Origin of the sequence: Streptomyces sp. NPDC021212 (assembly GCF_044332925.1) — a bacterium.
Classification (GTDB): domain Bacteria; phylum Actinomycetota; class Actinomycetes; order Streptomycetales; family Streptomycetaceae; genus Streptomyces.
The window spans coordinates 468482-477131 of the sequence record NZ_JBIRPZ010000005.1 but is presented as its reverse complement, the minus strand read 5'-3'; the positions used below and the strand labels follow the sequence as shown (position 1 = coordinate 477131).

Here is an 8650-nt window from a genome sequence, read left to right as displayed (position 1 = left end):
TTTTCCATCATCCCGATGGCGGCTACCGTGTCGGCACCGCCCGCTTGGAGGAACCGATGAGCACGCAGCCTGAGGAAGCCCCGGCCCCGACCGCCCCCGCGCAGATATATGCCCAGCTGCGCACCGACCGCCGCGCCGACACTTGGGCACCGGCCTTCGAGCGGGACTGGGCGAAGGCCCTGGAGGACTCTCGCCACAGCTACAGCCTCACCCCATTGCACAACGTCATCCGCACCTGGCAGTTGCGCCTCGCCGCAGCCTCGGACGTCGACGCGTACATGGACTCTGACGAGGAGGAGCCCGGCTTCGTGGACCTCGGCTTCCTCCACTCCTGACGAAAACAGCGTTTTGTTGACGGGGGCGGGTGCCATGGTCGCCAGGGAGCGGTTGGACCTCGGGGTCAACACCACGACGCTGCGGAACTGGGCCCGGGGCCCGCTCGATGAGACTGGCCGATCAGTGCGGCTCGCGTGGGTCAGCCCGCCGACACCATGATCAGCACTGCGGGTGCCGGTACCCACCCGCTCTGGGTCCTCGCGGCATCACGATCTGTTGTGCTGCTGCGCCTGGCCTACCTCGCCGCGACCAACACCCTTTCCTTCCTACGCCTCCTGCCGATGAGCGACAGAGAAAAGGACGTCGAGATCCTGGTGCTCCGGCACCAACTGCTGGTCCTGCAGCGTCAGATGGGCAAGCCGACCTTCACCGACACTGATGCGCTGCCCTCGCAAGCCTGCTCCACCACCTTCCCAAGGACGGGCTGCGGCACCTTCTGCTGCTGGTCCGGCCCGAGACGGTGTTGCGCTGGCACCGTGAACTGCTCAGGCGACGCCATGCCGCAACCTGCGTACCCAGGCGACGCGGACGCCCACGCACCTGTGGGGCTCGGATATTCATCGCTGCTGGTCAAAAGGCCACGACCTCCGCGTAGCACTGCGATCCTGGTTGGATGGTCGTGTCGCTCTCTCTACCGAATGACTCGATGTCTTCTCTCTGTCCCAGCAGTGCTCCTACGGCGGGATTCCTCGAAGGAGGCTGAGCTTGTCGTCCTGCGGCACGAAAACGCTGTGCCACGACGCCAGCTGCAGGGGCGGGTACGGTACGAGCCAGCGGACCGTCTCTGGTTCGCACCCCTGTCCTCCCTGATACCCCGCCGCCGCTGGGCCGTAGGTCTTCCCGGTCACACCGAGCACGCTGCTGGCCTGGCACCGCAGACTCGTCGCCCGCCGATGGGACTACCCACGACGACGCTGAGGTCCCGGACGGCCGCGCCCACACAGGCCGCCGTCGCTGCGCTTCCTCATCCGGGACCGCGACAGCAAGTACACCGACTCTTTCGACGCCGTTTCCCAGGCCGAGGACATCGAGATCATCAAGACACCGGTCCGCGCGCCCAAAACCAACGCCCACTGCGAACGAGTGATCGGCACCCTCCACCGAGAAGTCCTCGACCACGTACTCATCCTCGGCGAAGCCCACGCGCGCCAGGTCCTGGCCACGTACCAGAGGCGCTACAACGCGCACCGCCCCCACCGGGCCCGACGCCAACTGCCTCCCCAGGCAGACGGACATCCACCTCCGGTCCTGGAGCCGGCCAGCCGCAGAGTCCTGTGTACTCGCGTCCTCGGCGGCGTGGTCAACGAGTACAGCTATGCCGCTTGACCAGGCGCGATGATTATTCGAGCCCCACAGGTTGGGCAGCGCATGGACGAGACGCAGCTGTGGACGCTGATCGGAGACCAGGGCGAGCGCGAGCCGCTCATCACCCCGGGCGAGGCGCGGGCCGCGGTGCAGCTGCTGCGCCGCGAGGGCTCACCCGTCGCCGACGAGCTGGCCGTCCGGCTCGCCCGCCGCCTCCCCGCCGAAGAGTAGCCACCCGGCCTATCCCCGGGTGCGCGGGACAGGCCGCAGTCGGACGCTGGACGTGAAGACGGGCAATCGCCCAGTTCCCGAGAGGAAGTGTCGACCATGGCCAATGACCCCAACGCAGGGCTGCAGTCGGTTCACACCCCGGATTCCTTCGCCAGATCGCTCATTTCGCAGGTCCTCGCCGCGACACCCGAGAAGCTCAAGAAGACCAATGGCGACCGAGCAGAGTTCAATGCGCGAGTCAGCGTAGCCCGCGCGGGCGCCAAGCCGTCCACGACAGAGAGCATCACTGGATGCATCTGCGTGCGCGTAGATGGCTGGGAAGTCTGTGCCTGCGTAGAGATCTGAGCTGTCGGTCTGGGTCATGCCCCGGCCTGGCGGACGTCCGGATGCGCCCGGCCCCGCTCGGGCTGACGCTGGAGGTATGGCCCGCGCGCCGCGCATCGTCGTCCAGCCACCCTCGCCGGGCGCCGGCCGACGCGTACGCGTGGACGGCAACATCCTCGGCGTGGCGTACGGGCTCATGGACCTGCTGGAGTTCCTGCGCCGCGCCGGGCTCGACGTCGAGGGCATCGACCTGGAGGACACCGAGCTGATCACCTGGCGCGGCGGCGGCCCCGATGTCTGGTTACGGCTACTTCTTCGGCACCGTCCACTCAGCCAGATGCTCGCTGCGGCCGTCCGGCGCATAGATCACCTTCTCCGGCCGCTGATCACCGGGCACCGGGAACACGGTCTTCCCTCGCACGCAGTCCCCGGCACGCACCTCAGCCTCGCTGGGGAACTCCGGTTTGGGGAAGTCTTCCCATGTCGACGCCCACCGAATAACGCAACTACCCAGGTTTCGAAACCTATGAGACCGCTACCAGCATCCGACACCTGACCAGGGCGGATGTAATATTTGGCACCCACACAGTTCACAAGGCCAGCCTTCCGGCTCCTGACCGTCCAGTTCACTCAACGGGCAAGCTCGGCGGCTTGGCGGCGCGCGATGGCCGCAGCGACGCTCGTCTGCAGGGTGCCGTTCAGTGCGGGTTCGGTGAACCGGTCGCCGGCCGGGTCGGTGTCGAGCATCGCCTCGTACCACCAGCGCCGCAGGAGCCCCTCGGCGGCCTCCGGCGCGGCTGGCAGGAGCTCGCGGTAGAACTCCATCGGCTGTGCACTCGTGCTGCCCCTTCCATCTACACGAGAGTCTGCCGGGTCCCGGACCGCTCCGGCGACCGGATCGGCGTTGGCGGCGCCCGAGTGGGCTACTTGCCGGTTTCCTTCTCGTAGGCCTTGATGACCTCGTCCGTCGGACCGTCCATCAGCAGCTCGCCCTTCTCCAGCCACAGCACCCGGTCACAGGTGTCCCGGATGGACTTGTTGTTGTGGCTGACGAGGAAGACCGTCCCGGCGTCCTTCCGCAGCTCCCGGATGCGGGCCTCGGAGCGCTTCTGGAACTTCCGGTCACCGGTCGCCAGGGCCTCGTCGATCATCAGGACGTCGTGGTCCTTGGCCGCCGCGATGGAGAAGCGGAGGCGGGCCGCCATGCCGGAGGAGTAGGTGCGCATGGGGAGGGTGATGAAGTCACCCTTCTCATTGATGCCCGAGAAGTCCACGATGTCCGCATATCGCTCGCGGATCTGCTCGCGCGACATCCCCATGGCCAGACCGCCCAGTATGACGTTCCGCTCACCGGTGAGGTCGTTCATCAGGGCCGCGTTCACGCCGAGCAGCGACGGCTGGCCGTCGGTGTAGACGCTGCCGCGCTCGGTGGGCAGCAGGCCCGCCACGGCCTTCAGGAGCGTCGACTTGCCGGACCCGTTGGAGCCGATCAGGCCGATCGACTCACCGCGATAGGCCACAAAGGTGACGCCGCGCACGGCGTGCACCTCGCGCATACCGGGGGCGCCCTTGCGGCGCATGATGCGGCTCAGCGCGGCAGTGGCGCTGCCCTTGCCCTTGGGTCCGCCGTTGACGCGGTAGACGATGTGGACGTCGTCCGCGATGACCGTGGGCACGCGCGCCTCGGCGGGCATGGCCTGCTCGACGGTCTCGAGAGCCTGTTCAGCCACGGCCGTACTGCTCCTCTGCCTTCCAGAAGTACACGAAACCCCCGACGCCGAAGAGCACAGCCCAACCCAGTGCCCACGTCCAGACGTGCGGGGGCAGGGCCTCGGGCATGCCGTCGATCAGCGCGTACCGCATCAGATCCATGTAGACCGCCGCCGGGTTCGCCAGCAGGACGTCGGAGACCCAGGAGTGCGCCCCCGCCTTCTGGAGCATGTGCTCCAGCGGGTACATCACGCCGGAGGCGTACATCCACGTGCGCAGGATGAACGGCAGCAACTGCGCCAGGTCCGGAGTCTTGGCGCCCATCCGGGCCATGATCAGGGCCAGACCGGTGTTGAAGACGAACTGCAGCGCCAGGGCCGGGAGGACCAGGAACCACGAGAAGCCCGGGAAGTGCCCGAAGCCCAGCAGGACGACGACCAGCACGATCATTGAGAACAGCAGCTGCTGGAGCTGCTGGAGCGAGAAGGAGATCGGGAGCGAGGCCCGCGGGAAGTGCAGGGCCCGCACCAGACCCAGGTTCCCGGAGATCGCCCGCACTCCGGCCATGGCGGAGTTCTGCGAGAAGGTGAAGACGAACACACCCGTCACCAGGAACGGGATGTACTGCTCGTTCCCCATGCCGCCCCTGCCGCCCAGCAGCAGACCGAAGATGAAGAAGTACACCGCCGCGTTCAGCAGCGGCGTCGCCACCTGCCACAGCTGCCCCAGCTTGGCCTGGCTGTACTGCGCGGTCAGCTTGGCCTGGGAGAAGGCCAGGATGAAGTGGCGCCGACCCCACATCTGCCGGATGTACTCGCCGAGGCCCACCCGGGCACCGCTCACGGTGAGACCGTGAGCGGCTGCTAGCTCTGCGAGACCCCCGGGAGGAGGGAGCCGTTCGCTGTCAGGAACGGGAGGCTGGCTCACCTAGTCACCTTTCGGCAGGGCCGGTCTCCTGGCATGGACCGCGGACCTCAATACTTAGGACGGAACGGGAGCGTTCCGTCGTCACATAACCTAGAGCAGGCCACGACGGATCGCAACCGTTCCGTCGTCGAGTAGGCTCAGGACATGGAGAAGGAGCCGGCCAAGCCTCGGCGCGCCCCCGCAGGTGCCGCCGTACTCCAGGAGAACGTGACCGACGCGATCCGTGCTGCCGTCTTCGAGGAGCTGGCAACCGTCGGCTATGGACGCATGTCGATCGAACGGGTAGCGCGCCGGGCCGGGGTGGGGAAAGCCGCCATCTACCGACGCTGGCCTTCGAAACTTCCCATCGTTCTGGAGGTGGTTTCCGCTTTGGCGAAGCAGGGGCTGCCGACACCGGACACCGGAACTCTGCACGGGGATGTGAAGGCGCTACTGGAAGCGACTGCGCGGGTGCTGTGGCATCCGATGGCCGCCCAGATCATTCCTGACCTGTTCGCGGAATCTGCCCGCAACCCGGATATGGCTCAGGCACTTCAAGAAGCCGTGCGGGACTCCCAACGTGGCGTCGCCGAAGTGGTCGTCCGCAACGCGGTCAACCGCGGGGAGCTACCCACCGATACTGACATCGACCTCGCACTTGACCTGGCCAGCGGCCCTCTGTACTGGCGCCTGGCCACAGTCCGCTCACCTCTCCCTGAGGGGTACTTGGAGGGCCTGACCGCGGCCACCACCGCAGCCCTGACCGTCGCCCGCATCCCCCAGTGAACTCTCCGCGCGGGCGGAGGTGGGCCGGCGACCTCCAGCGCGAATCCGCTGCGCCGTGCGAACGCCTTGCTCGTCGTATCCCGTCGAAACGGCTCGGGAGCCGCGGACGGGCGGCCCCGATACCGTTGCTCCGCATGACGCACACCGATATCGAGATCACCGCGGAGTTGGTCCGGGATCTGCTGCGCGACCAGCACCCCGACCTGGCCGATCGCCCTGTCAGGTTCGGCGCGCGTGGCTGGGACAATCAGCTGTGGCGGCTCGGCGACGACCTCGCCGTCAGGTTGCCCTGGGCGACGCAATCCGCGGACGCGATGCTACGCAAAGAGCACGCCAATGCGTACGCGGAACGATTCGTACTCACCGTCCGCTCCGAGGTCACTGATCGCATGCTCATCCTCGGCCAGCGCCAACTTCGCACCGCGCTCAACGAATACGCCCGCCACTACAACGGGCGAAGACCCCACCGCGGACGCCCACTCAAACCGCCCCGACCCGACCTTCCCATCACCGACCTCTCGCAAGAACGGATCAAGCGTCGAACCGTTCTCGGAGGACTTATCAATGAGTATGAAAGGGCCGGATAAGTTCGCAGGTCAGTGCGGCGGCCCTGTTTTGGAACCCCACAGGCAGGAGAGCGAGATCCTTCCCTGAAGGGCAAACGAAACGTCTCGTTGGGTGGCGTCGCCGTCAAGGAAATAGGGCCCGCATTTCCCGTCGGCCGCCCGTCAGCCCTCCGCGTCGGCCTCTTCCGACCAGCGGCGCAGCGCCCGGGTGAGGTTGGCGCGGGAGGCGCGAGTGGTGGGGTGGTCGGGGCCGAGGATGCGTTCGTGGCCGGTGAGAGCGGCCTCGTACAGCGGAATGGCCCGTCCGTAGTCGCCCGCCACCTCGTATGCCTGGGCCAGGTTGGTGCGGGAGGCGAGGGTGATGGGGTGGTCGGGGCCAAGGAGCGCTTCGCGGTCGGTGAGGGTGGTCTCATAAAGCGGAATGGCCCGTTCGAGGTCGCCCGCCGCCCGATAGACGCCCGCGAGATTGTTCTTGACGCGGGTTTCGCCGTATCCGTCACCGACGGCGCGGAAAATCCCCAGGGCGCTGCGATACGTCGTGATGGCTTCGTCGGAACGTCCGGTCCTAGACAGCGCCCCGGCCAGGTTCGTCAGCGCGCGCGCCTCACCGTGCCGGTCGCCCGTGGCGTGGAAATTCTCCAGCGCTCGCCGATAAGTGAAAATCGCCTCGTCGGTCTTTTCGGCCGCCATCAGGGCGCTTCCCAGATTGGAGAGCACCGGACCCATACGCGGATGCGAGACGGGCAGATCGACGGCGGCCTGACGGCCCAGTTCCACCGCCTCGCTCAGATCTCCGGCGTTCCCGGAGCGCTCGAAACGGATTTTCAGGGTGCTGCTCAGACTCGTGAGCGCCATGGCCCGCTGGGGAATGCCAGCCGGGAGCCAGAGAATCGCGTCACGGCCCCACCGGACCGCCTCGTCCAGGTCCTCCAGATCCCCGCTGTGCTCATACCGCGCGCGCAGCGCGCTCATGAGGTTCGGGATCGTCGCGCTCAGCGCGGGATGGCCGCCCAGCGTCTTCTGGGTCTGCTGTGCCTCCCGCAGATACGCGATGGACGCGTCCAGGTCCGCGACCGATGACGTGTGCTGCGAGCGGACCAACAGCATCATCCCGAGATTGGACAGGATCGTGGAACGCAGCGTACTCGACGGCGTCGCGGACAGGACCTTGGTCAGGATCTCGATGGCCTTGTCGGTGTCCTCGGAACTCGAAAAGGGGCCCTCCGCGGACTCCAGGATCTCCCTGGCCCGCTCCGCGGTCGCCGGGTCGATATCGGTCAGCTCATCCATCGCCCAAGCCCATCTGCATGTGCGCCCTGATCCATTGCATGGCAATTCCCTCGTCGTAGATTTCGATGGTCTCCTGCTGGGTTTCCCATCGAAGGACCACCTTCCGGGCGTCCCCGGTGGACGGGGGCGTCCTGGGCGGGGACTCGGGGGGTGCCGGAGCGGAATGGAAGTGGATTTCGTTGATGTTCCGCGCCTGGACGCTGGACCCCATGATCTGGGATTCCCCGTCGACGCTGTTGTGGTGTTCCGGGGGGTCCTCGCCGTCGGCCGCCTCCCCGGCGTTCTCATGGACCTCCGGCCCCGGGCCGCGCCGCTTCTCGCGCAGGGCGGCGGAACGCAGGGACTCCCACCACTGGTGCGGGGGAATGTCGTACGGCTCCCCGCCGGATGCGGCCGCCGTTTCCTGGAGGAGTTCGATGAGCGTTCTCAGCCGCGGCGCAGAACTGGGAATGGACTCGTCGCGCAGCCATTTGCCCACCAGCGCGGCGGTGAGCCGCTCTCCGGCGGGCGAGGACTGCGAGCGGGCTGCCAGGGTGTTGAGTCCGGGACTCCCGGCCCGCAGGTACAAACGGCGCAACTCCTCCCCGAATTGCCGCGCCGCCCCGTCCAACCGCACGTGTCCCCCAAGCCGTTCTTGACTGGACAACAGGTTAGAACACCGGGTCGGCCCCGAACCCGGGCGCGGTGATTTCGCCGGGGACGGAACCTCGCACGACCGCCTTGCCGTCCGGCGGGACGCTTCTGCTCTGAGGGGGTGAGCAGCCATGCGACCGACCGAGCCCGCGTCATCCCCTGCGCCCTGCCACCACGGTGTCCCCTGCCCCGGTGTCCCCGGAGGCCCCGCCGAGGGCTGCTTTGCGGCTGGCCGGCTTCAGGACTAGAGGTGGTTGTTTATGGACTTGGGGAGGTAGTTGGCATCGGGCCCGGTGGGGGCAGTGCGCGTTGTAGTGCCTCTGGTACGTGGCCAGGACCTGGCGCGCGTGATCTTCGCGGAGGATGAGTATGTGGTCGAGGACTTCTCGGCGGAGAGTGCCGATCGCTCGTTCGCAGTGGGCGTTGACCTTCGGCGCACGGGCCGGCGTCTTGATGATCTCGATGTCCTCGGCCTGGAACACGGCGCCGAAGGCGTCGGTGTACTTGCTGTCGCGGTCCCGGATGAGGAAGCGCAGTGAATCCATGCGTATGCCCAGGTCGGT

12 protein-coding genes are annotated in these 8650 nt (G+C 67.2%); 6 read left to right on the top strand and 6 right to left on the bottom strand.

Features of this window, described 5'->3' with window-relative positions; all coding sequences use genetic code 11:
• The first annotated feature begins 56 nt into the window (after window positions 1–56).
• From ACH4SI_RS16915 to ACH4SI_RS16900, 4 genes are all read left to right on the top strand, one after another.
• Complete coding sequence (locus ACH4SI_RS16915) at window positions 57–335, top strand: DUF6247 family protein (protein ID WP_398296482.1); 279 nt, start codon at window positions 57–59, stop codon at window positions 333–335.
• A gap of 1084 nt (window positions 336–1419) precedes the next feature.
• Window positions 1420–1662: an integrase core domain-containing protein gene (locus ACH4SI_RS16910; protein ID WP_398296481.1), complete on the top strand. Its 243-nt coding sequence runs from the start codon at window positions 1420–1422 to the stop codon at window positions 1660–1662.
• A gap of 42 nt (window positions 1663–1704) precedes the next feature.
• Complete coding sequence (locus ACH4SI_RS16905; protein WP_398296480.1) at window positions 1705–1872, top strand: hypothetical protein; 168 nt, start codon at window positions 1705–1707, stop codon at window positions 1870–1872.
• A gap of 96 nt (window positions 1873–1968) precedes the next feature.
• On the top strand, window positions 1969–2217 hold the full coding sequence (locus ACH4SI_RS16900) for a hypothetical protein (RefSeq protein WP_398296479.1): 249 nt from the start codon (window positions 1969–1971) through the stop codon (window positions 2215–2217).
• 609 nt (window positions 2218–2826) lie between these two features.
• Here the strand turns inward: ACH4SI_RS16900 and ACH4SI_RS16895 are convergent.
• The 3 genes from ACH4SI_RS16895 to ACH4SI_RS16885 form a co-directional block, all read right to left on the bottom strand.
• Window positions 2827–3021 (bottom strand): hypothetical protein, encoded by a 195-nt coding sequence (locus tag ACH4SI_RS16895; RefSeq protein ID WP_398296478.1) that lies wholly within the window; start codon window positions 3019–3021, stop codon window positions 2827–2829.
• Window positions 3022–3119: 98 nt separating this feature from the next.
• On the bottom strand, window positions 3120–3890 hold the full coding sequence (locus ACH4SI_RS16890; protein ID WP_398293933.1) for an ABC transporter ATP-binding protein: 771 nt from the start codon (window positions 3888–3890) through the stop codon (window positions 3120–3122).
• 28 nt (window positions 3891–3918) lie between these two features.
• Complete coding sequence (locus ACH4SI_RS16885) at window positions 3919–4749, bottom strand: ABC transporter permease (RefSeq protein WP_398296477.1); 831 nt, start codon at window positions 4747–4749, stop codon at window positions 3919–3921.
• 228 nt (window positions 4750–4977) lie between these two features.
• On the opposite strand from ACH4SI_RS16885, the gene ACH4SI_RS16880 reads away from it, so the two are divergent.
• A complete protein-coding gene (locus tag ACH4SI_RS16880) occupies window positions 4978–5598 on the top strand; it encodes a TetR/AcrR family transcriptional regulator (protein WP_398296476.1) in 621 nt (206 codons plus the stop codon).
• A 134-nt stretch (window positions 5599–5732) separates the two neighbouring features.
• Complete coding sequence (locus tag ACH4SI_RS16875; protein ID WP_398296475.1) at window positions 5733–6185, top strand: integrase core domain-containing protein; 453 nt, start codon at window positions 5733–5735, stop codon at window positions 6183–6185.
• Between the two features lie 141 nt (window positions 6186–6326).
• On the opposite strand, the gene ACH4SI_RS16870 is transcribed toward ACH4SI_RS16875, so the two are convergent.
• The 3 genes from ACH4SI_RS16870 to ACH4SI_RS16860 form a co-directional block, all read right to left on the bottom strand.
• Window positions 6327–7454, bottom strand: coding sequence for a tetratricopeptide repeat protein (locus tag ACH4SI_RS16870; RefSeq protein WP_398296474.1), 1128 nt, complete (start codon window positions 7452–7454; stop codon window positions 6327–6329).
• On the bottom strand, window positions 7447–8031 hold the full coding sequence (locus tag ACH4SI_RS16865; protein WP_398296473.1) for a hypothetical protein: 585 nt from the start codon (window positions 8029–8031) through the stop codon (window positions 7447–7449). The genes ACH4SI_RS16870 and ACH4SI_RS16865 overlap by 8 nt, the downstream gene beginning before the upstream one ends.
• A gap of 208 nt (window positions 8032–8239) precedes the next feature.
• Entirely contained in the window at window positions 8240–8632 is a 393-nt protein-coding gene (locus tag ACH4SI_RS16860; protein WP_398296472.1) for an integrase core domain-containing protein, read from the bottom strand.
• Window positions 8633–8650: the final 18 nt, after the last annotated feature.

Bases quoted from the DNA above. Each gene is read 5' to 3' on its own strand.
- ACH4SI_RS16905 (WP_398296480.1), top strand. From the start codon at position 1,705: ATGGACGAGACGCAGCTGTGGACGCTGATCGGAGACCAGGGCGAGCGC.
- ACH4SI_RS16895 (WP_398296478.1), bottom strand. From the start codon at position 3,021: ATGGAGTTCTACCGCGAGCTCCTGCCAGCCGCGCCGGAGGCCGCCGAG.
- ACH4SI_RS16880 (WP_398296476.1), top strand. From the start codon at position 4,978: ATGGAGAAGGAGCCGGCCAAGCCTCGGCGCGCCCCCGCAGGTGCCGCC.
- ACH4SI_RS16875 (WP_398296475.1), top strand. From the start codon at position 5,733: ATGACGCACACCGATATCGAGATCACCGCGGAGTTGGTCCGGGATCTG.
- ACH4SI_RS16870 (WP_398296474.1), bottom strand. From the start codon at position 7,454: ATGGATGAGCTGACCGATATCGACCCGGCGACCGCGGAGCGGGCCAGG.
- ACH4SI_RS16890 (WP_398293933.1), bottom strand. From the start codon at position 3,890: ATGCCCGCCGAGGCGCGCGTGCCCACGGTCATCGCGGACGACGTCCAC.
- ACH4SI_RS16860 (WP_398296472.1), bottom strand. From the start codon at position 8,632: ATGGATTCACTGCGCTTCCTCATCCGGGACCGCGACAGCAAGTACACC.
- ACH4SI_RS16915 (WP_398296482.1), top strand. From the start codon at position 57: ATGAGCACGCAGCCTGAGGAAGCCCCGGCCCCGACCGCCCCCGCGCAG.
- ACH4SI_RS16900 (WP_398296479.1), top strand. From the start codon at position 1,969: ATGGCCAATGACCCCAACGCAGGGCTGCAGTCGGTTCACACCCCGGAT.